The organism is Novosphingobium olei, assembly GCF_012927405.1.
In the GTDB taxonomy this organism is placed as follows: Bacteria; Pseudomonadota; Alphaproteobacteria; order Sphingomonadales; family Sphingomonadaceae; genus Novosphingobium; species Novosphingobium olei.
In genome coordinates this window covers 31,876-49,726 of record NZ_JABBGM010000017.1, presented here as the reverse complement: position 1 = coordinate 49,726, position 17,851 = coordinate 31,876, and the positions used below count along the sequence as shown (strand labels likewise).

The window sequence follows — 17,851 nt, the reverse complement described above, 5'->3', positions numbered from 1 at the left end:
CCAAATCCAGAAAGGGATAAACCCGACTCTTGACCGTGCCCCTCTTGGGCAGCACATAACCCACACCCACCCGGGTCAATTCTCAGTGATAATCCCGGGTCAATCCTCAGCGCTACTCAACACAATGTCATCAGCCGCAGATTGATCCTGTCCTCCCGGCCATAGAACCGGTGCCGGTTCCTGAACCTTTCGAACTGGCCATTCTTGCGATCCGGCATCAGCACGAAACGCTCGATCGCTTGGCCCTTCTCGATGACCTCATAGGCCTTGGGCGTATCGTCGAGCAGGCCATCATGGATCAGCAAGTTGCGGACCACCTCAATCTCGGCAACCTCGGCACACGCCTCGAACAGCGTCCCGGCAGTATTGTTCAGCTTCAATCGCTTGCGCCCCCCGAACAGGAAGTTGGACGAAGCGAGCTTCGGGTAGCTGCTGAAATTCGTCGGCATACATTCGACTTCGCGCGCTAGCTTGGCAACATAGTCGAGCAGGCTGTGCAGCCGAATGAAAAGGAAGCCTAGGGTGGAAAATAGCATCGTGACCGTCGGTGAAGTGCTCCAGCGCGTCCCGTCCTCCTGTGGAATGCCGGGCGTAAAAAATGGTTCTAGATTGAAGATGCGATAGAATTCGCCGGTGAGTTGGGACACTTCCTTGGTGCACTCCTGAATCGCCGAGACGAGCACCCTACTGTCATAAAGATAGAGGAGCCGATTGAGATCGGGAAAGCTGGCAAGCTTGACCAGAGCCGCCTCGAAGGCGTCTCTTCCCATAGCCGCCTCGGAGTTGAGACCCGCCTGATTGAGGAACGGCGGCGCTATGTGGAGTAAGGCGTGATAGCGCTTGATGTCGCCGAAGATCTTGACGGCCAGATCGTTGTGCAGTGCGAGGCATTCCGCCTCAACGGCGTAAAGGCCGTCATCTTGGACGGGTCGCCAGCTTCCATGCGGCTCCTGCCAAAAACAATCGCCGTTGGCACCGTCGCGAAAAAGCGTCGGAATGCCGTTGAGGTTCAGGATCGGAGACGTGGGACCAAGCGCGAGCCCCTCCTTGCGCTCCATCACACGCCCGCCGCCGCATATGGCAGCAGCGTCCGCATCCAATCGCCAAGGTCCGGATCCTGCTCGCCGTTCACATATACATCGCAGAGTCTTACCTGACCGGCGGGAAGGTCGAGGGCGATATGCAGGCCGGCCGCATAGCCATAGTCACCGCGCTGGTCGGTCATGCCTTCCAGCTTCCAGATGTCGCCATCATAGTGTTTGTTGTTCGCCTTCTTCACTTCAATGATCAGGAGGTTCTCGCGCTTGCCGACGCGGTGAACGATGATGTCGGGGACGATCAGCCCTTCGCGGACAAGGTCGTCTTCGGTAACGCCGTGGCGGAGGCGCTTCGCCACATCCTCCCGGCGGTTCCATTCGCTTCCAACCGACCAGCCTGGAAATCTCGACGGCAGAAGTTGCACCAGGCGCGCGACAATCGCCCGCTCTCCAGGATTTGCATAAATGAGCTCTGCATCCTGGAGCAGCTCCACAACCGCTTCGGCGAATATTTCCAGTGCGGCTTTAGGATCGTCTGTCTGGTCTGGCATGAAGTTCGAACATTCCGATCAAGAGGTAGCCAAGCGTGCGGGTGGAAAAAGCAGAAGTCGAACATTACGCGGCTTATCTCAAGGACAAATCGCGCCGTCCGAGCCGGGGCAGTAATCGCGGCGCTTTGCACCAGCACATCCTTACAGTCGGCGGCGAGACATATTCCCTTCTGGCGTCTTGGTCGGGAAAGTTCGTCTACAAGGCCGAAACTGTGAGCTTCGATTGGGAATTGGATGGGAGTGGCAATTACCGCAATGTCGATCTCGCCAGCGTGGTCACGTTCAAGCCAAATGATGAGCAGGCCCGGCAGGGGGCGCGGTAACAAGACATGGCGTACCGCCAACACTCGGCCTCCACGCCGTCTAGAAAAATAGCCTGCCAGACGTTTATGCGAGCTCCCATGGCTGCACCGTTACCGTGTATCTGCGCGACGTCATATCCTACCCGCGCTCGCCACGCTCGAGCGCGACGTCAAATAGCGGTAGCTTGCAAGATTTCTTGCTGGAGTGCGGGACGGCGTACATTGAGGCGGTAGTTGCTGCTCGCCGTCAGCCTTTAGGAATGGCAGCCTTCGACTGTCGACAACCCCGAAGGCATCGGTCGGGTCCCGGCCCAACCGTCGTCGTGCCTTCGTCGCGACCCGATGTCTCGTAAACGACCGATCCAGCCGAAAACCGCCATTTGCTGACGGTCGCAGGAATGACCGCAAAGTCCCAAGTCTCGTCAATCCGAGATCAGTCCGTCGATGTGAAGGAGCGGCAGGTCTCTATCCGATGATCCGAGCGTCGGAACGGCGGGAATCGAGGCGCCAACTGACGGTTATTCGCGCTGCCTCGATCATTTCGCCCGTGTTCGCAACCTGCTGGGTGGTGCGCCATCCACTCTGCAGCAAAAGAAAAGGCCGATCAGAAGACCGGCCTTGAAAGTTTGGGAGAGGATGCCTGAAAGGCACGACCTCTCTGAACGTCGCACGTCGATGCTGCAAGTGCGAAGGGTGTAAGTGTCGTTGCAGTTTGTGCAAGTGCCCCTGCGCGCCAGCGCTGTGTAGCCGCGTCCATACCCCCTCACTCCCTGACATCAGGAGACCCTCATGGTTGACCGTGTATCTGCATCGATCACGCGCGGCGGCACGCTGTCGTCCCAAGACTTTGCTCATTTGCTCAAGCTGATCGCGGACGAAGATCTGTCACCTGAATGGGATGGTGAAGCCTTCGATCCGGCGGACCGCGCCCCCGGACAGTCGTTGACGCTCCACGCGCACGAGGTCGCATGGGGGCGCTTCGACGCCCTGAAGCGATGGTGCATTGGCAAGCAGGTGCCGTTTGCCCGCTGGTCTGGCGCCTTTTCTGGCGAATGCGGCGGCGGGCGCGTCGTGTTCGAACGTGGCACCGAACCGGAATATTACGCAGCTGACGAGGTCGATGAAGTCTTCATCACGCGGCGCATGGTCGAGAGGCTCGGGTCGATCGAGGCCATCCTTGCCTATTTCGATGCGGCCGACGTCACTATCCCGCCATTGGTCGTCGCTGGCGACGACACCGGCGTATCGGGTGTCGACCAGTCCTGAGTTGCCGGCTGGCCTTGCGGCAGAGGGAACGATAGAAGCGGCCTATGTCCTTGTTTTCATTCCTTGCGATTGGGGCCGCCAGCACGTTGTGCCCATCGGTGTCGGTCCACGATGGCGACACGATCCGGTGCGGATCCGAACGCATCCGCATCGCCGACATCGACGCCCCGGAACTCCCGGATTCGCCGAAGTGCCAGGACTATCGCGCTCGCTATGCCTGGTGTGATTTCGAGAAGGGCTATGCGTCGCGCGACGCACTCCGCGCCTTTGTCGCCAAGGGGCGCGTTGTCGTCGTGCGCCAGGGCGTTGATCGCTATGGCCGCACCCTTGCGCTGATAAGGGTCAATGGCGTTGATGCCGGAGACTGGCTGATCGGCCGTGGTCTCGCCAGGCGCTGGAACTGATGCCAGGGGCACTCAGGTGCCGCGTGACCTAACCCAGGCTTGGTCTGTGCGCTCCACCGTAAGCGGATAAGGACACGGGCGGCAAAGCGCGAAGGCTTCGTCCGGCTCGGCTGCAAGCCAGCGCGACCAGTCGTCCGGCGCGAGCACAACCGGCATCCGGTCATGGACATCGGCCATCTGCGCGCAGCCCTCGACCATGACCATGCTGTAGGCATCGCCCCACTCGTGGGTCGGTCGCCAGATGCCGGCGACCGCGAAAAGCTCGGCACCCGCCAGCGAATACCAAGTGCGGGTCATCCGTCCTTTCTGGCCTTCCGCTTCCGCCCAGGCCGTGACGGGGATCAGGCACCGCCGTTTGACGAAGCTGTCGCGCCAGAATGGCGTTGCCAGCTTGTCCTCTCGGGCATTGTTGACGGCCTTGGGCTTGAGCGGCTGTCCCTGCTTGCCTTTGAGTGTCAGCGGAAAGCCCCAGGTCATCGTCCGGGCTGTTCCTTCCGCCACGACGAGGCCGGGATAACCCGGATAGACTTCTTCGCCAAAGTTGGCGCCGACATCCGCGCGGGCGCCAAAAAGCTGCCCGACTTCGGCGACGTTGGCCCGCATCTTATAAAGGTTGCACACGCGCGAAGTTCATCTTGGCTCGGCCGGGAAGTCAATCGGAGAGCACGCGCCCGGCGCTCCGTCGTGCGTCAATGTTCCTCATATGTTCCAATATGCGTCATGCGAATCGACCATGACACCGTAGCCCAGGCCATCCTTTCCGCGCCCGCTTGGGCGCGTGTCGGCATAACCGCTCCTGATGAACGGATGCGCGAAGATGCGGCGCAAGAACTTGCGTCGGTCATTCTAAGCGACAAACCCCGCGACACTGGCGGCGATGACCAGCTTGCTCCCGCGCTGTGACCAGTGCGCTGGGCGGCCGATGGAACGCACCAGGCCACGTGCATCTCTGAGGCTGCCTGCTTCCACCAGGCGATCAAACCCGTTTGCCGGTGCGGCCATGCTTCGACCTTCAATCCGCATGGTCTGTGGTGGCTGTTCCAGCAGCGACACTGGGACGACCGTTTCGCCGAGGCCCGGTCCCACTTCTGGTGCAGGGTCTGCGGGATCCGGACCCGCAGAAAGGTCGTGTCCGTCAGGATCGAGACGGCCAAGCCATCGGCTGTCGATGTGATCCTGCCATGGCCCGACGAGCGGGAATGGAAGCGCGCCGTTCGGCGTTTTCGGGCCTGACGTGCTCAGTTGTCGGTCACACGACCCAGCATATCCATGAAATCGCGCGCTGCGTTCCGGTCGTTTGTCTCCTTGAAGGCGACGTCGAGATCCGGGGCGTTGCCGAGAATGTGCATCAGCGCCCACATCGCGAACCTGCGACCACGATCCTGCTCGAGCCCGAAATCGACGGCCAGTCGTTCCTTGCCCGCTTCGAGCGCCGCTGGGCTGACCGCACCAAGGTCGGTTGACCCGAAATAGCGCTGCATCTGGTCGTCGAAATCCATCGTCCGTCCATCTACCCGAGGAAGGCAGGGCGTCCGGGCGGACCGGACGCCCGATCGGTTAGGCGTTGATCTTGTCCTTCACCGCCTTGGCGGGCGCGAAGGTCAGCTTGCGCGCAGCAGCGATTTGGATCGTCGCGCCGGTCGACGGGTTACGACCCTCACGAGCCGGCGTGTCCTTGATCTTGAACTTGCCAAAAGCATTCAACGAAATTTCGTCGCCCTTGGCGGCGGCATCCGCGATTGCCTCGAAGACGGCATCGACGATCTTACGTGCATCGGTCTTGGTCAGGCCGTGGCCGTTGGCAACGGCTTCGGCGAGGTCGGCAGTGTTCATCGTGAGTGGCCCTCCAGAATTTGCGGAATGACTAACCCGCAAGGGTCGCATCGTCCAGCCACGCGAAATTCCATCGGGATGCACGGGCGACTGCGGGCCGCAGGACCTTCGAAGCCGGGAGGGAAGGGGGAGCGGGGCTTTGAGCCTGGCGGGCCGATGGTCGGTGCACGGAGGCTCGCAAGTCAGGAGCCAGTTCATGCTTTCAGGAATTCCCCTCAACAAGCTCACGCCCTCGCCGCGCAATGTGCGCAAGCATTCGGACGCGACGGCCGATGCCGAACTCAAGGCCAGCATTGCGGCCGTCGGCCTTTTGCAGAACCTCGTCGTGCGCCCGGCCCCCAAGGGGCGCTACACGGTCGAAGCCGGCGAACGCCGGCGCCAGGCGCTGACGGCGCTTGCCGACGACAAGGTTTTGCCGCGCGATCATCCGGTGGCCTGTCTGGTGCTCGATGCCGATGATGCGAACGCCGTGGAATCGAGCCTCACCGAGAACTTCCAACGATTGAACATGAACCCGGCAGACGAGGCGCAGGCTTTCGCGACGCTGGTTGCCGAAGGCGCGCGCGCCGAGGATGTCGCCCGGCGCTTCGGGCTGACCGTGCGCTTCGTCGAAGGACGACTGCGGCTCGCAAACCTGGCGCCTGTCGTGTTCGAGGCTCTGGCCACCGGCGAGATCACGCTCGATCTTGCCAAGGCGTTCGGGGCGACCTCGGATCGCGAGATCCAGGCGCGCGTGTTTGGGCAGATGTCCACGTCGTACTACGCGCTCAATGCAGCCAGCATCCGGCGCATGGTCCTGTCCGAGACCGTGCGCGGCAACGATCCGCGCGCGCGCCTTGTGGGCCGCGAAGACTATGAAGCCGCTGGCGGCCGCATCGAGCGCGAACTCTTTGATGATGAAGACAGTGAGGCGTGGCTCGACGTCGCCCTGCTCGAGCAACTCGCGACCGCGCGCATGGAAGCCGAGGCGCGTGCCCTGGCCGAACAACACGGCCTGGCCTGGGTTCGCCCGACGCTCGACAACTACGCCAACCATGAACTGACCACGGGCCTGACGAGGCTCGTCAGCGAGCCGGCTCCCTTGTCGGACGATGATGTCGCGCAATTGGAAGTCCTCGATGCCGCTTACGACGAGCAGGCGGCCATCCTGGAAGACGAAGATAGCAACGACGATGCGATCGCTGCTGCCGAGATTGAAATCGAGCGGATCGACCATGAAAGCCGCACCATTCGTGATCGCCCACAGATCATTGCGCCTGAGCTGCGGCCACAGGCGGGCATGATCCTGACGCTCGGTCGCGACGGCACGCCCGTGCTGCAGCCGGTATTCTACGGAGAAGGCGCCCCTCGGCCCGACGGTGACGACGACGATGGCGTCGAGGCCGTCACGGAAAAGGGTGCAGTCGGTCCGCGCCGATCGGTGCTTTCGAAGCGGCTTGTCGATGAGCTCGCCATGCAGCGGCGCGATGTGCTGTCGCTCCATGTGGCGTCCGATCCCTCGCTCGCCCTCGACGTGCTTGTCTTCACGCTTGCCGATGCAGACACGACCGACTGGAAGAACAAGGCCGCCTCGACCTTGCGCGGTGGCGTGCCGAACGGCCCGATCATCGGTTTTGAACCCGCTGATGCTCCGGCTAGTGCAGGCTTGGCCGAGTTTCGGGCCAGTCTCGATGAAAGCTGGCGCGCCGGCGAAAATCCGGTTGCCCGGTTCGATCTTTTCCGCAGTCTCGATGACGAAGCCCGCGCAAGTTGGCTGGGCTTCCTGGTCGGCCGTACGCTCGAAGCCAGCCTGAACCTCGAGGGTGACCGGCGCATTGGCTTCATCGACCACCTTGGCGGCATTGTTGGCATCGACATGGCCCGCTGGTGGCGACCGACGGCTGCGAACTACTTCGACAGGGTGTCGAAGCAGGTGATCCTCGATGCCTTGGGCGACGTTGGCGGCCCTGAGCTTTCGAGCCGGTTCGCGTCGGTCAAGAAGCGTGACCTCGCCATGAGCGCCGAACGGGTCTTTGCCGGGACGACCATTACCGAAGTCGAGGTCCGCGACCGGGCGCTCGCCTGGGTGCCTGAGGTGATGCGCTTTGGTGAGCAGGACACCGCAGATTCCGCGGATATCCCCACGGATGCGGTCGATGACAATGGCGACGAAGCCATCGACGCAGCTTACGCTGACGGCCTCGATCCCGTTCCGGAAGCCCGAGCGGCCTGAACTCTCCTGACAGGTCAGCAGGGCATGGGCGAAGCGGCTTCTTCCTGTCCGGGAAGAGGCCGCTTCTGTCACGCCAATTCCCATTTTGGGAATTTCCAGTTGATTCCCATCTTGGGAATTGTTAGGTGCCGTGGATGAGACTTATTGCCCGTTCAAATCTGGTGGCGTTCTGGGAAGCGCATCCTGAAACCAGGGCATCACTGGTCCATTGGATAACGGTCGTTTCCAGCGCTAGCTGGCAGAACACCGGCGAAGTGCAGGCATCCTTCTCAAAAGCAAAGGTGCTGAATGCTGAACGCGTACGTTTCGAGGTCGCCGGGGGCAATTATCGGTTGATCGTGGCGTTCAAATTCGAGGCGCAGATCGCCTTTTTGAAGTTCATAGGCACGCACAAGCAGTACGATGCCATCGACGCGCTGACGATCAGCGTGTTTTGAGGAGGTACGACATGGATATCTTTCCCATCAGGTCGGACGCGGATCACCGCAAGGCCGTGCAGGAAATCGAGCGTCTGTGGGATGCCAAGGAGGGGACCGAGGAGTTCGACCGCCTCGATATACTTGCGACTCTGGTCGATGCCTACGAAGCTAGGCGCTGGCCCGTGGAGGATCTCGATCCTGTCGACACCATCAAGGCGGATATGGAACTGAACGGTCGCTCCTTGAGCGATCTGACCAAGGTCATTGGCAAAAGCCGGGCAAGCGAGATTCTGAAGCGTCGTCGGCCATTGACCTTGGGGATGATCAGAAAGCTGCATCATAGCTGGCATATTCCAGCGGACCGCCTGGTCGGAGAATACGAACTTTCGCACTGAGCAACCCGGCGGGATCTTCCGGAAATCGAAGTGGTGGGCCCGGCAGGACTCGAACCCGCAACCTAGCCGTTATGAGCGGCCAGCTCTAACCGTTGAGCTACAGGCCCCACCTTGGTGCGGACGGCGGGACTCGAACCCGCACGGGCAAGGCCCAGAGGATTTTAAGTCCCCGACGTCTACCGGTTCCGTCACGTCCGCCCGAAGCGCTGCGTTTGCGGCAGGGGCGATTCCAATGCAAGCCTTGGTACCGCATGGGCGTTAGTACCGTTGAGAATATCCCGTACACGGAGGGCGTTCCGTTCGGAGATGATCCATGTCGCGAAGCACGGCTCCCAATCCGAGAGTCAATGGCCCAATTGACAATTGCGAGGCCTTTGTGCGCTTGCGAGCGGAGCTGACCGCGGCCTTCGCTGCACCTGATGCAGACTATGTTCCGCTGAATGCAAATGAACTTATCGCACGCAACCGTGGGTCGCTTTCATGCACGGAGACATCAACTCGAGCGCTGCCCGGGCAATTGCTTCCAGCTGTGCGCTCCAGTGGTGAGTGACACCAAAATGCGATTCGATTTCTACGTCTTTCTGGCGGACGCCGAGAAGCGGAAGCGTGAACTTGGGCTAGCCGACGATGATCCATTCACCGAGGATCTTCGCAACAAGGGGGGAGCCAGGACCCAGCGCAAGCGCGCGATGCTGGAGCGTCTAGAGCAGCGTGCGTGCGCAGTTGGACGCAAGCCGCTTCGCGCGCACTTCTGACAATGAACAACCTGGAATCGGCGGGACGGTTATGCTGTTGCGCGTCCTGGGGCGGATGCTTTGTCGTCCTGCTCCACGGTCGTTGCATCCGATCTCCAGACAACTTATATCGCTCAAACTGACTATCTGACTAGATGGATTCTCCCGATGGTAGTTCCGCACAAACCCTCCCGTTCTTCCTCCCGAAAGGGGGGAGGCAGCCGCATATCCTCCGCGCTGGCCGCCAGGGGCTGGAAGCTGGAAGATGCCAAGGCACGCTTCAGCGAGGTCGTTCGGCTCGCGCGAAGCGAGGGCCCTCAGCGAGTCAGCGTTCGTGGCAAGGACGCAGTTGTGGTGATGAGCATCGAAGAATTGGAGCGATTGCGGCCCACGCAGCAACCACAGCCGCTCATCGACTTTCTGGAGGCGCTGAATTTAGGCGAACTCAACCTCGATCGTGATGAGGACCACGGGCGGGATGTCGTGCTGTGATCGGTTGGTTGCTCGATACCAACGTCATTGCCGCCCTGATCAATCCGAACGGGGCACCGAGCGTAAAGCAATGGGCGGCAACGCAGCCGGAGGATAAGTTATACCTCAGCGTGCTGACGCTTGGCGAATACGACAAGGGTATACACAACCTGCCGATCGACCACACCGAGCGATCGCGATATCTGGCTGCGCGCGACGCTCTGGAGGCTCGTTTCAAACATCGGGTTCTTTCCGTTGACGACGTGGTCGTGCGCCGGTGGGGGGCGATATCGGGAACCGTGACGCGAGACACCGGCGTGGCGCCTGGCGTCATCGATACACTGCTTGCCGCGACTGCGATCGAGAACCGCATGTTTCTGGTGACCCGCAATGTGAAGGATGTTCAGCACAGCGGTGCGGCGGTGTTTAATCCCTGGGAGGATGACCCTTCAGGATTTGTTCTGGCTTGAACCGGGCCAGAGTTCAGCGCCGCGTCAGACTGGTCGAGAAGGCAAGATGGAAGAAGAAATTCGAAATTCTGACGGCGCCGGCCGCACAGGTCCTATCGACGTCTCCAATCTGCCAGCGGAGACCTTCGAGGTCTACAAGAAGGCAATTGCTGTTTCGGGCAAGAAGGTACCCGCGCTCGCCCGGGCTGCGGAGGCCACGCGAGGCCTTCTCAAGGACGCTGGCTGAAAATCGCAGATTTGGTCGATGGCACAGCCTGATCCCTTTCGCTTCGCGCCATCCAATCGCCGTCGATTGAGTGCGCCGGGAATGCGTACCTTCCTGGCCATTGCTGATCTTTGGGGTTTGCACGACATGCAGCGCCGACTGGTCCTCGGCTATCCATCACAATCCACCTACCATGGCTGGTGCAAGTGCGCGCGTGAGCATGGTGGGTTCACGCTGGACGTCGATGTCCTCATGCGAATTTCGGCGGTGCTGGGCATCCATCAAGCCTTGGCCGCGCCTTTTTGACGATGAGGATGATGGCGTGGCATGGCTTCACCGACAAAATGATGCGCCTGCATTTGGAGGGCATCCACCACTCGATCTGATCGTCGGCGGCACTCAGGACGGCCTGATGGTTGTCCGGCGTTTCCTCGACGCGGCACGGAGTGGACTGTATATGCAGCCGAGCACCGCCGACGCTGGCCTTGCACCTTACGACTATGGTGAAATCATTTTCGTGTGAAGGGGCCACAGGGGGCACCGAATTTGGGCGATATTGAACGCGATGATAATCACGCGCGGGATGTCCTGCTTGTGATGGTGCATCGCTCGATCTCCCGCCGTCCGGCAATGCCCGGGACATCCGATCGCACGGGTCTATCGTGAGCCCCGTGGCATGAATTGAGAGGAAAGGGGGCTTTGCCTTCGGCGAGCCAGACGGCGTTTGTGCCTGGTGGCTTGTCAGGAGGTTCCCATGTCGAAGTTTGCTTCGCGCCAGACCCATGAGAGTCCGGCTGCGCGCATCACCCGCGAAATCATCGCCCGGCTTGAAGCCGGCACCAGGCCCTGGATCCGGCCCTGGCGGGGCACGACCACCACGCGTCCTTTGCGCGCCTGCGGCATCCCCTATCGCGGGCTGAACGTCTTCTGGCTCTGGATGATCGCCGATTTCTGCGGTTTCACCTCGCCCTACTGGATGACGTATCGCCAGGCTGCGCTGCTCGGAGGGCAGGTGCGCAAGGGCGAGAAATCCACGATCGCCATCTTTTACAAGAGCTATGCCAAGGAGCTTGAAGCTTCGGACACGGGCGAACGCACCAGCGAAACGCGCCGCGTGCTCAAGGCCTACGCCGTGTTCAGTGCGGACCAGGTGGATGGCCTTCCCGAACGGTTCCATCCAGCGCCGCTTGTCGTTCCGACTGAACCTGAAGGACGGCAGGCGGAACTCGACGCCTTCTTTGCCGCCCTCCCGATCCATCTGCGGCACCAGGGCGATGAAGCGTATTATGAACCCCTGGTCGATCGGATCACGATGCCGTCGCCGACGCTCTTTTCAGGGTTCGACCAGTATTACGCCACACTCGGGCACGAATCGTCCCATTGGTCGGGGCATAAATCCAGATTGGATCGTGACCTTAAGGGGAGATTTGGCAGTGATGCTTACGCGATGGAAGAATTGATCGCGGAGCTATCCAGTGCAATTCTTGGTGCGGAACTGGGATTGCCAGTCACCCATCTCGATCACCATGCCAGTTATATAGATCATTGGCTGGCCGTTCTCAAGCGGGATGATCGCGCAATCCTCACCGCTGCCGCCAAGGCCGAGGAAGCGGCAAGCATGCTGCTCAAGCTTGGCGGCCGGACGCGCGATAGTGCGGCTGATGGCGAAAACGGCGGAGACGACATCGAAAGCGTGGCACTCGCAGCCTGATCCTTTCAGGCGACCTTTCAAGAGGATGGCATCATGGAAGCATTTCCTTGCCGGGGACTGGTTGTGAATGCCCCCGAATTCTTTGCCGATCCGTCGTTTCGCCAATGGCTGGCGAATGACGTTCCCAAGCTCACCTGGTACCGGGGCGGTCAGGTGGATGAATGGTCGGATGTCGTCGTCCTCGTGGATCTTGGCCTTTGCGGTGAGGGGAGCGATTCCGACATGCCAAGGCAGTTCTGGACCCGGATTGTCGATCTGTGCCGGTCGCATTTCGGGGTAGGCGCAGGACAACACCATCACATCATGGTGCGGCTCACGAATCTTGAACTCTAATCAGCAGCGCCGCGTGCCCGGTGGCCCTTGGTAGGATTTTTTGCTACCAGATGGCTCAGGAGGACCCTGTCCCATGCAGAATGCCGAAAAGATCAGCGTCACGATTACCACCGACATGCTGAGTGCCATCCGTGCGAGCGTGGAGGCCGGCGAATATGCATCGACCAGCGAAGCCCTGCGCGATGCGGTGCGGCTCTGGCAGCGCCAACGCCTGGAAGATGCCGAGCGACTTGCAGCAATACGGGCGCGCGTCAGTCGCTCCCTCAGCGATCCGAGGCCGAGCCTTGATGAAGGTGAACTCGATGCGCGGCTGAATCGCCTGTTTTCCGATGCGGCGCATTGAGGTCGTCTATCGCCCGGAAGCTGTCGACGATCTCGAAGAGATATACCGCTTCATCAGGGACAACAGTCACGATGCTGACACTGCGCGGGCCGTCGTGGGACAAATCCGCGACCGTTGCCGACGCATCTGCGAGGTCCCGCACGGAGGGACACCGCGCGATGATCTCGCGCCAGGAATTCGGACTGTCCTCTTCAAGCGGCGAGCGGTCATTGCCTATCGGGTTCTGCCTGACGCTGTCGAGATCACCAATATCTTCTACGGCGGCCGTGATTTTGATGCGCTGTACCGAGGCCAGTTTGCCGATGAGGATGGCAATTTCCTGAAGGGTTGAGGATCTTGTCGCCGTCGCTCCAACGAGGGCGGCATTTCGCCCTCGGCTTGCTTTGGCTGACGCGGCGCTGCTGTCTGACCAGATCATCACAAGTTTGCATCATACACACCTTGTGCTGGAGGTCGTTGCCGTCACGGGATGTTTGTAGTAACGTACATACATAGCGGAAGGCTTACCGATATGGCAATGACGACAATCTCCAGCCGTGAATTCAACCAGGGTGCGAGCCGGGCCAAGAAGGCGGCGCTCAAGGGGCCGGTTTACATCACCGAGCGGGGACGGCCGACGCATGTCCTGATGACCATCGATGAATTCAACCGGCGCCAGGGCACTACGCCGCGGACCCTGCTGGCGACGCTCTCCCAAACGGCCACGGGCGACACGATCGATTTCGAGCCGCGGAAGCTGGGTCAAATTACCAGGCCCGTGGATCTGGACTGATGTACCTTCTCGACACCAACGTCATCTCGGCGCTGCGGCGTCCGGAGCGGCTTCCGCCTGCCGTCGCGCAGTGGGCGGGCGCGATGAATGCCGATGAATTCTTCATTTCGGCCATCTCCATTCTCGAAATCGAGCAGGGGATCCTTGCCAAGGCGCGCGTCGATGCTGCGACCGGAGAAATTTTGCGGCAGTGGTTCGAGGTCGATGTCCTGATCCCGTTTGAAGACCGCATCATCCCGGTTGATACAGAGGTCGCCCTGAAATGTGCGGCACTGCATGTGCCCGATCGTCAACCGGAGCGCGATGGCCTGATCGCGGCCACCGCGCTGGTGCATGCGATGACGGTGGTCACCCGCAATGTCGCCGATTTCGAGCGGACAGGCGTTGCCATCCTCAATCCTTGGCACGGCATAATGTAGGCCTCGGAACGACGACGCCCACTCAGGCCAATTTCCAGGTTTTCCTGCTCTATTGCGCCAGGGCCGGAGGGAAAGTGGGCGGAAGTGTGTGAACCCATCGGGAGATCACACATGTCCAGCAATCCTCTTCCTCCAGCGGACCCTGAGCAGGTCCAGCGCGAGCGCACCGAGCAGATCGCGCGCCTCAATGACGAAACCCGCCAGGGCAAGGCGCGGAGCGCGCGCATCCTGTTCACGCGCGGCGTCGTCGAACTGCTCGCCGAAGGGCAGACCGAGGAGCCTGCGCGCACGGCGCGGGTCATGATCAACCAGGAGCGGCTCATGCGGCAGATCGCCGATGCGCCTATCGATCCGGGTGACGATCCTTATGGGGAGCGCGATTTTGGGGTCGTCACCTTTCTCGGTGAGCGCCTCTACTGGAAAATCGACCCTTACGCCGATGTTGGCTCTTTCACCTTCGGCTCGGGCGCGCCGTGGGATGCCTCGGTCACGATCCGCGTTCTGACCGTGCTGCAACCTTGCGAATACTGATCAGGCGGCGCGCCTGATCGGGACCGTCCAGAGAGCCGCGCGTCCTCTCCATAATCCATGCGGCATGTGCGGCGGGCCTCGCGCATCGCGCGCGCGGCCGAGGAGTTCTCATCATGACCCGCACCATCGATCTTTCGGGAACGCCGTTCGGTGAACCTTGCGCGCAAGTGGGCCGCGATCCCGATGCGCCGACGCGTAGCCGTCAGGAGGCACTCGCCTATCGCGCCGCGCTTGTCGCGGTGCTGGGCGTTCCGCCCGAGGACTATGCCCTCGAGGTTGTCGGCAACCCCCACGATTTCGGGACCTATTATACCGTGCGCCTGCGGTGCCCTTCGGATGCCGCACTCCACGACGATGCCTATGAGGCGATGGTCGAGAATGGCCTTGCGCGCTGGCTCGACGCGATGATGCCGGCGCCCTACGACTATGCGCCCGACGGGACATGGACGGCGATCTGTCCGCATTCGCCATCGCGCGAAGCAATCGAGCGCGCCCTGATCACGAGCCGCCCCGCCGCCGACGGCACCTTCGCCCTCGACCTGTTCGCGCGCCTGCATGCCAATTTGCGCGCCGGCTATCCCGATCATGCGTCGCGGGCGGACCTGCGGAGCGCCTGCATCCATGAACAGTCCCGTGCGACCGTGCATTGATGCCTGCAGCACCCGTGAGACTCAGGGGTCCGGGGCCAGGACCCCAGCGGCGGGAGGGAAGCGGGAAGGGAGCGATTGGCCGGAGTGGGGATGCCCCAGGCCATCACACCCACGACCCCCGAGCAGCAAGACGGGGTCTTTGCCAAGGAGCATCAGGCAATGAACATCGGCACCATCCAGAGCAACGCGCAGGGCCACCTGAGCGGCTCGCTTGCGACCGTCATGGTCGCCATGACCTTTGCGCTGCGCGAGGTCGAATCGCGCAACGAGAAGGCCCCCCGCTTCGAAATCCTCACCCGCAACACCGGTGGCGCTTTCGTGCAGGTCGGCGCCTTGTGGGAGAAGGCCGCGCTCGAGACCGGCGAATGCTACCTGCAGGGACGCATCGATGATCCGTCGCTGACGCGGCCGCTCCCGATCAGCGCGTTCAAGCAGGACGATGGCAGCTTCAACGTCGTCTGGTCGCGGCCCCGCGCCCGGCGGCGAGCCGATGCGTTTTCGCCTGCTGGCAACGCCTGATACGCCCCATCCCCCGAACCACCCTGCGCCCCGGCCACCTTACGGCGGTCGGGGCTTCTCATTGTAGGGAAGCAACCATGCTGACCGATTCCGAGCGGTTCGCATTCCGAACCCACCGCGCACATGTCTTCGGCACGACGGGCAATTCCTACGACGCCTGCCAGGTCGATGAAGCCATCGCCAAAGGCCACTCCTTGATCGTCCTCGGGGAAGGCGTGGTCGGCCTTGCCTGGGCCTGGCCGGTGGCGGTCACGGCCGAAGCGGGCCACCTCAACAAGATTGCCGATGCCGGCGCCGCGACGCTGGCCGACGTCGTGGCGCCGCTCGGCTTCGACGAGGATGACGTGCGCACCGCCATCTGGCTGGCCCGAGCCTTAAGCTTTGCCATCGATCCCGCGTTCGATCGGGTCTGCCCGGCCGTGTGACCGCAGCTTCAATCGCGCTGCGAGCCGCTGCGACTTTCCAACGCTTTCACCGACGCACCATGTGCACGTCAGCGGGCGCATGATCACCGAAGGACATCCGTCCATGGCACTTCCTGCGACATTGCGTGCCCGGGTTTCGCCCGAGGCGATCACCAAAGTCACCCGTATCTTCAACGGAACGCTCGGCGACATCTTCAACGAGCTGTTCCAGAACGCGCGCCGTGCAGGCGCGACACGCGTAGGGGTGACCGCCGAGCATCTCGAGAATGCCTGCATCGTCACCGTTACCGACGATGGCGCGGGGTATTGCCGACCCGGCCGATCTCGTCTCGCTCGGCCAGTCCGACTGGTCCGAGGCTTGCAGCGCGCGCGAAGATCCCGCTGGCATAGGTTTCTTCAGCCTGGCCGGGCTCGACACGGTCGTGCGTTCGGTCAGTGCGCACGCGGCTTTCTCGCTGGCGATCGCCGGCGATGCCTGGACCGGCGAAGCTGATATCGCGGTGCTACCCTGGGAGGGACCTCGCGGCACCAGCATCGCATTCCATGTCCCGCCGCAGCGCGACGGAACGCTCGAGCGTTGTCTCGAAAGCGCAGCCTGGCATTTTCCGCTGCCCGTCACGTTCAATGGCGAGGAACTGAAGCGAGTCGATTTTCTTGCAGGCGCGCACAAGATCGTCGAGCGCGAAGGGTATCGCCTCGGCGTCTATCGCAACCGCAGTTCGTCTGCCGGCGATACCGTCAATTTCCACGGCGTGACGCTCCGGCACGTATTGCCGCAGGTAAAGGAAATCCACCACGCGCAGTGGAGCGTGCATGTCGACGTCGTCGATGCGCGCGATCTCGTTCTGGTCCTGCCGGCGCGCAAGGAGATCTACCACAACGCCGCGCTGACACGTCTGAAGACCCTGTGCCGGGAGGCCATTTATCAGACGATCCTCGCCGAACCCTTCCATCGTCTCAGCCATGCATCCTGGCTTGAAGCCAACCTGTTCTGCGACGCCTTTCCCGAGGCGATTGCCCAGTTGCCGACGTGGACGCCGTCTCTGGCGCGTGACAGCTACGGCGATCTTCCCGGCTTCACGGCCATTGGTGCGGACGCAGCCCTCTACGACGACACGGATGCGCTGGATTCTGTGACGTTCGGTCGCGCGCTCGCGTTCAAGCGAAATGGCCACGCCGGCGAGGTGCATCGCCTCGATGGGCCGGCACCGCTGACGTTCTATGACCCGATCAAGCAATTCATCGGCTACAGCTGGTACGACCGCCTGAAATGCTACGTGCGCACAGGCGAACGCTTCTGGGAGGCTCATGGCGGCGATACCGCACTCGGGCGCGATCCCAGTACCTTGCGGCCCGAGACCATCACGTTGGAACTCAGCGATCAGTTCGGTGGTGGCCTCGATTTGCCGACCGATCTGGCGCTTCTGGAGGGCGACGACAGTTGGACGGACGTCGACACGGTGCGGATTGCACTCACGAAACGTTCGCGGCTTGATCCCGGTGATCTCACGGATTTTATCATCGATGCGGTCTTCAGCCCTTCTGATGATTTCGATGCGGACAGCTACGATACCCAGGAAACGCGGGTCCGCTATGAGGCAGCCGCCCGCGCGTATGCCATGCTCGAAGATGACGATGCGGCGACGCTCGCGGTGATCCGCATGGTCTTTGCCGATCGCATTGCCTGGTGCATTCCCGCTGGACGGACCTTGCGCCTGTCCTGGTCGATGTCCCGCAAGGAGATGTCGCTCCTACCGGAGTCGGACGTCCCGACGACCGAGACGAGCGCAATCGGCGCGGCCTCCGCCTGAACATTCCTCGGCGGCTTCGAACCCGCGAGCTGCCCCGC

The 17,851-nt window shown here is 61.7% G+C and carries 29 protein-coding genes and 2 tRNA genes; 24 read left to right on the top strand and 7 right to left on the bottom strand.

The window, feature by feature from the left end:
• Positions 1-116 precede the first annotated feature (116 nt).
• Complete coding sequence (locus HHL27_RS20895; protein WP_169495330.1) at positions 117-1,058, bottom strand: hypothetical protein; 942 nt, start codon at positions 1,056-1,058, stop codon at positions 117-119.
• Complete coding sequence (locus HHL27_RS20890; protein WP_169495329.1) at positions 1,058-1,588, bottom strand: hypothetical protein; 531 nt, start codon at positions 1,586-1,588, stop codon at positions 1,058-1,060. The genes HHL27_RS20895 and HHL27_RS20890 overlap by 1 nt, the downstream gene beginning before the upstream one ends.
• Before the next feature lie 35 nt (positions 1,589-1,623).
• Here HHL27_RS20890 and HHL27_RS20885 point away from each other — a divergent pair, with 35 nt between their 5' ends.
• The 3 genes from HHL27_RS20885 (at position 1,624) to HHL27_RS20875 (ending at position 3,560) form a co-directional block, all read left to right on the top strand.
• On the top strand, positions 1,624-1,911 hold the full coding sequence (locus tag HHL27_RS20885) for a hypothetical protein (protein ID WP_169495328.1): 288 nt from the start codon (positions 1,624-1,626) through the stop codon (positions 1,909-1,911).
• Between the two features lie 768 nt (positions 1,912-2,679).
• Entirely contained in the window at positions 2,680-3,156 is a 477-nt protein-coding gene (locus HHL27_RS20880; RefSeq protein WP_169495327.1) for a hypothetical protein, read from the top strand.
• Between the two features lie 44 nt (positions 3,157-3,200).
• The gene (locus tag HHL27_RS20875; protein ID WP_169495326.1) at positions 3,201-3,560 is read left to right on the top strand and encodes a thermonuclease family protein; all 360 of its coding nucleotides are present in this window, start codon (positions 3,201-3,203) and stop codon (positions 3,558-3,560) included.
• A 12-nt stretch (positions 3,561-3,572) separates the two neighbouring features.
• On the opposite strand, the gene HHL27_RS20870 is transcribed toward HHL27_RS20875, so the two are convergent.
• The gene (locus tag HHL27_RS20870) at positions 3,573-4,181 is read right to left on the bottom strand and encodes an SOS response-associated peptidase family protein (protein ID WP_169495325.1); all 609 of its coding nucleotides are present in this window, start codon (positions 4,179-4,181) and stop codon (positions 3,573-3,575) included.
• A 99-nt stretch (positions 4,182-4,280) separates the two neighbouring features.
• Between HHL27_RS20870 and HHL27_RS22590 the strand changes: the two genes are divergently transcribed.
• Entirely contained in the window at positions 4,281-4,463 is a 183-nt protein-coding gene (locus HHL27_RS22590; RefSeq protein WP_240960148.1) for a DUF6771 family protein, read from the top strand.
• Positions 4,464-4,798: 335 nt separating this feature from the next.
• Here the strand turns inward: HHL27_RS22590 and HHL27_RS20865 are convergent, their stop codons facing one another.
• Both HHL27_RS20865 and HHL27_RS20860 read right to left on the bottom strand, forming a co-directional pair.
• Complete coding sequence (locus HHL27_RS20865) at positions 4,799-5,059, bottom strand: hypothetical protein (protein WP_169495324.1); 261 nt, start codon at positions 5,057-5,059, stop codon at positions 4,799-4,801.
• A 58-nt stretch (positions 5,060-5,117) separates the two neighbouring features.
• Positions 5,118-5,393, bottom strand: a complete 276-nt coding sequence (locus tag HHL27_RS20860) for an HU family DNA-binding protein (protein WP_169495323.1) — start codon at positions 5,391-5,393, stop codon at positions 5,118-5,120.
• A 196-nt stretch (positions 5,394-5,589) separates the two neighbouring features.
• Between HHL27_RS20860 and HHL27_RS20855 the strand changes: the two genes are divergently transcribed.
• The 3 genes from HHL27_RS20855 (at position 5,590) to HHL27_RS20845 (ending at position 8,419) form a co-directional block, all read left to right on the top strand.
• Positions 5,590-7,605 (top strand): ParB/RepB/Spo0J family partition protein, encoded by a 2,016-nt coding sequence (locus HHL27_RS20855; RefSeq protein ID WP_169495322.1) that lies wholly within the window; start codon positions 5,590-5,592, stop codon positions 7,603-7,605.
• A gap of 134 nt (positions 7,606-7,739) precedes the next feature.
• Positions 7,740-8,042: a type II toxin-antitoxin system HigB family toxin gene (locus tag HHL27_RS20850; protein WP_169495321.1), complete on the top strand. Its 303-nt coding sequence runs from the start codon at positions 7,740-7,742 to the stop codon at positions 8,040-8,042.
• Positions 8,043-8,053: 11 nt separating this feature from the next.
• Positions 8,054-8,419, top strand: a complete 366-nt coding sequence (locus tag HHL27_RS20845; protein ID WP_169495320.1) for a helix-turn-helix domain-containing protein — start codon at positions 8,054-8,056, stop codon at positions 8,417-8,419.
• Positions 8,420-8,450: 31 nt separating this feature from the next.
• Here the strand turns inward: HHL27_RS20845 and HHL27_RS20840 are convergent.
• Both HHL27_RS20840 and HHL27_RS20835 read right to left on the bottom strand, forming a co-directional pair.
• Positions 8,451-8,526: transfer RNA gene (locus HHL27_RS20840), tRNA-Ile, on the bottom strand.
• Between the two features lie 5 nt (positions 8,527-8,531).
• A tRNA-Leu gene (locus HHL27_RS20835) sits at positions 8,532-8,617 on the bottom strand.
• Positions 8,618-8,976: 359 nt separating this feature from the next.
• Between HHL27_RS20835 and HHL27_RS20830 the strand changes: the two genes are divergently transcribed.
• The 17 genes from HHL27_RS20830 (at position 8,977) to HHL27_RS20755 (ending at position 17,813) form a co-directional block, all read left to right on the top strand.
• Complete coding sequence (locus HHL27_RS20830) at positions 8,977-9,174, top strand: hypothetical protein (RefSeq protein WP_169495319.1); 198 nt, start codon at positions 8,977-8,979, stop codon at positions 9,172-9,174.
• Between the two features lie 147 nt (positions 9,175-9,321).
• Positions 9,322-9,645, top strand: coding sequence for a type II toxin-antitoxin system Phd/YefM family antitoxin (locus HHL27_RS22750; protein WP_169495318.1), 324 nt, complete (start codon positions 9,322-9,324; stop codon positions 9,643-9,645).
• Positions 9,642-10,094 carry a PIN domain-containing protein gene (locus HHL27_RS20820; RefSeq protein WP_169495317.1) on the top strand — a complete coding sequence of 151 codons (453 nt, stop codon included), beginning with the start codon at positions 9,642-9,644 and terminating at the stop codon, positions 10,092-10,094. The genes HHL27_RS22750 and HHL27_RS20820 overlap by 4 nt, the downstream gene beginning before the upstream one ends.
• Before the next feature lie 46 nt (positions 10,095-10,140).
• On the top strand, positions 10,141-10,320 hold the full coding sequence (locus HHL27_RS20815; RefSeq protein WP_206069763.1) for a hypothetical protein: 180 nt from the start codon (positions 10,141-10,143) through the stop codon (positions 10,318-10,320).
• An 18-nt stretch (positions 10,321-10,338) separates the two neighbouring features.
• Positions 10,339-10,605, top strand: a complete 267-nt coding sequence (locus HHL27_RS22250) for a hypothetical protein (protein WP_206069762.1) — start codon at positions 10,339-10,341, stop codon at positions 10,603-10,605.
• A 16-nt stretch (positions 10,606-10,621) separates the two neighbouring features.
• The gene (locus tag HHL27_RS22245; RefSeq protein ID WP_206069761.1) at positions 10,622-10,822 is read left to right on the top strand and encodes an antitoxin Xre/MbcA/ParS toxin-binding domain-containing protein; all 201 of its coding nucleotides are present in this window, start codon (positions 10,622-10,624) and stop codon (positions 10,820-10,822) included.
• A gap of 231 nt (positions 10,823-11,053) precedes the next feature.
• Positions 11,054-12,010: an ArdC family protein gene (locus HHL27_RS20805; protein ID WP_169495316.1), complete on the top strand. Its 957-nt coding sequence runs from the start codon at positions 11,054-11,056 to the stop codon at positions 12,008-12,010.
• 33 nt (positions 12,011-12,043) lie between these two features.
• Complete coding sequence (locus HHL27_RS20800) at positions 12,044-12,343, top strand: hypothetical protein (RefSeq protein WP_169495315.1); 300 nt, start codon at positions 12,044-12,046, stop codon at positions 12,341-12,343.
• Between the two features lie 73 nt (positions 12,344-12,416).
• Positions 12,417-12,686 (top strand): ribbon-helix-helix domain-containing protein, encoded by a 270-nt coding sequence (locus HHL27_RS20795; RefSeq protein ID WP_169495314.1) that lies wholly within the window; start codon positions 12,417-12,419, stop codon positions 12,684-12,686.
• Positions 12,673-13,017, top strand: coding sequence for a type II toxin-antitoxin system RelE/ParE family toxin (locus tag HHL27_RS20790; RefSeq protein ID WP_169495313.1), 345 nt, complete (start codon positions 12,673-12,675; stop codon positions 13,015-13,017). The genes HHL27_RS20795 and HHL27_RS20790 overlap by 14 nt, the downstream gene beginning before the upstream one ends.
• 180 nt (positions 13,018-13,197) lie before the next feature.
• The gene (locus tag HHL27_RS20785; protein WP_169495312.1) at positions 13,198-13,458 is read left to right on the top strand and encodes a type II toxin-antitoxin system Phd/YefM family antitoxin; all 261 of its coding nucleotides are present in this window, start codon (positions 13,198-13,200) and stop codon (positions 13,456-13,458) included.
• Positions 13,458-13,877, top strand: coding sequence for a type II toxin-antitoxin system VapC family toxin (locus tag HHL27_RS20780; protein WP_169495311.1), 420 nt, complete (start codon positions 13,458-13,460; stop codon positions 13,875-13,877). Before HHL27_RS20785 ends, HHL27_RS20780 begins: the two co-directional genes overlap by 1 nt.
• 111 nt (positions 13,878-13,988) lie before the next feature.
• Entirely contained in the window at positions 13,989-14,408 is a 420-nt protein-coding gene (locus tag HHL27_RS20775; RefSeq protein WP_169495310.1) for a DUF3768 domain-containing protein, read from the top strand.
• 113 nt (positions 14,409-14,521) lie between these two features.
• Complete coding sequence (locus HHL27_RS20770) at positions 14,522-15,058, top strand: hypothetical protein (protein ID WP_169495309.1); 537 nt, start codon at positions 14,522-14,524, stop codon at positions 15,056-15,058.
• Positions 15,059-15,217: 159 nt separating this feature from the next.
• Positions 15,218-15,577 carry a DUF736 domain-containing protein gene (locus HHL27_RS20765; RefSeq protein WP_169495308.1) on the top strand — a complete coding sequence of 120 codons (360 nt, stop codon included), beginning with the start codon at positions 15,218-15,220 and terminating at the stop codon, positions 15,575-15,577.
• A 77-nt stretch (positions 15,578-15,654) separates the two neighbouring features.
• On the top strand, positions 15,655-16,002 hold the full coding sequence (locus tag HHL27_RS20760) for a hypothetical protein (protein WP_169495307.1): 348 nt from the start codon (positions 15,655-15,657) through the stop codon (positions 16,000-16,002).
• A gap of 266 nt (positions 16,003-16,268) precedes the next feature.
• Entirely contained in the window at positions 16,269-17,813 is a 1,545-nt protein-coding gene (locus HHL27_RS20755; RefSeq protein ID WP_240960145.1) for an ATP-binding protein, read from the top strand.
• Positions 17,814-17,851 lie beyond the last annotated feature (38 nt).

What these genes read in the sequence shown, in the direction of transcription:
- HHL27_RS20895 (WP_169495330.1), bottom strand. Translation starts at nt 1,058, where the DNA reads ATGGAGCGCAAGGAGGGGCTCGCGCTTGGTCCCACGTCTCCGATCCTG.
- HHL27_RS20890 (WP_169495329.1), bottom strand. Translation starts at nt 1,588, where the DNA reads ATGCCAGACCAGACAGACGATCCTAAAGCCGCACTGGAAATATTCGCC.
- HHL27_RS20880 (WP_169495327.1), top strand. Translation starts at nt 2,680, where the DNA reads ATGGTTGACCGTGTATCTGCATCGATCACGCGCGGCGGCACGCTGTCG.
- HHL27_RS20875 (WP_169495326.1), top strand. Translation starts at nt 3,201, where the DNA reads ATGTCCTTGTTTTCATTCCTTGCGATTGGGGCCGCCAGCACGTTGTGC.
- HHL27_RS22590 (WP_240960148.1), top strand. Translation starts at nt 4,281, where the DNA reads ATGCGAATCGACCATGACACCGTAGCCCAGGCCATCCTTTCCGCGCCC.
- HHL27_RS20865 (WP_169495324.1), bottom strand. Translation starts at nt 5,059, where the DNA reads ATGGATTTCGACGACCAGATGCAGCGCTATTTCGGGTCAACCGACCTT.
- HHL27_RS20860 (WP_169495323.1), bottom strand. Translation starts at nt 5,393, where the DNA reads ATGAACACTGCCGACCTCGCCGAAGCCGTTGCCAACGGCCACGGCCTG.
- HHL27_RS20855 (WP_169495322.1), top strand. Translation starts at nt 5,590, where the DNA reads ATGCTTTCAGGAATTCCCCTCAACAAGCTCACGCCCTCGCCGCGCAAT.
- HHL27_RS20850 (WP_169495321.1), top strand. Translation starts at nt 7,740, where the DNA reads ATGAGACTTATTGCCCGTTCAAATCTGGTGGCGTTCTGGGAAGCGCAT.
- HHL27_RS20845 (WP_169495320.1), top strand. Translation starts at nt 8,054, where the DNA reads ATGGATATCTTTCCCATCAGGTCGGACGCGGATCACCGCAAGGCCGTG.
- HHL27_RS20830 (WP_169495319.1), top strand. Translation starts at nt 8,977, where the DNA reads ATGCGATTCGATTTCTACGTCTTTCTGGCGGACGCCGAGAAGCGGAAG.
- HHL27_RS22750 (WP_169495318.1), top strand. Translation starts at nt 9,322, where the DNA reads ATGGTAGTTCCGCACAAACCCTCCCGTTCTTCCTCCCGAAAGGGGGGA.
- HHL27_RS20815 (WP_206069763.1), top strand. Translation starts at nt 10,141, where the DNA reads ATGGAAGAAGAAATTCGAAATTCTGACGGCGCCGGCCGCACAGGTCCT.
- HHL27_RS22250 (WP_206069762.1), top strand. Translation starts at nt 10,339, where the DNA reads ATGGCACAGCCTGATCCCTTTCGCTTCGCGCCATCCAATCGCCGTCGA.
- HHL27_RS20805 (WP_169495316.1), top strand. Translation starts at nt 11,054, where the DNA reads ATGTCGAAGTTTGCTTCGCGCCAGACCCATGAGAGTCCGGCTGCGCGC.
- HHL27_RS20800 (WP_169495315.1), top strand. Translation starts at nt 12,044, where the DNA reads ATGGAAGCATTTCCTTGCCGGGGACTGGTTGTGAATGCCCCCGAATTC.
- HHL27_RS20795 (WP_169495314.1), top strand. Translation starts at nt 12,417, where the DNA reads ATGCAGAATGCCGAAAAGATCAGCGTCACGATTACCACCGACATGCTG.
- HHL27_RS20790 (WP_169495313.1), top strand. Translation starts at nt 12,673, where the DNA reads ATGCGGCGCATTGAGGTCGTCTATCGCCCGGAAGCTGTCGACGATCTC.
- HHL27_RS20785 (WP_169495312.1), top strand. Translation starts at nt 13,198, where the DNA reads ATGGCAATGACGACAATCTCCAGCCGTGAATTCAACCAGGGTGCGAGC.
- HHL27_RS20780 (WP_169495311.1), top strand. Translation starts at nt 13,458, where the DNA reads ATGTACCTTCTCGACACCAACGTCATCTCGGCGCTGCGGCGTCCGGAG.
- HHL27_RS20775 (WP_169495310.1), top strand. Translation starts at nt 13,989, where the DNA reads ATGTCCAGCAATCCTCTTCCTCCAGCGGACCCTGAGCAGGTCCAGCGC.
- HHL27_RS20770 (WP_169495309.1), top strand. Translation starts at nt 14,522, where the DNA reads ATGACCCGCACCATCGATCTTTCGGGAACGCCGTTCGGTGAACCTTGC.
- HHL27_RS20765 (WP_169495308.1), top strand. Translation starts at nt 15,218, where the DNA reads ATGAACATCGGCACCATCCAGAGCAACGCGCAGGGCCACCTGAGCGGC.
- HHL27_RS20760 (WP_169495307.1), top strand. Translation starts at nt 15,655, where the DNA reads ATGCTGACCGATTCCGAGCGGTTCGCATTCCGAACCCACCGCGCACAT.
- HHL27_RS20755 (WP_240960145.1), top strand. Translation starts at nt 16,269, where the DNA reads ATGCCTGCATCGTCACCGTTACCGACGATGGCGCGGGGTATTGCCGAC.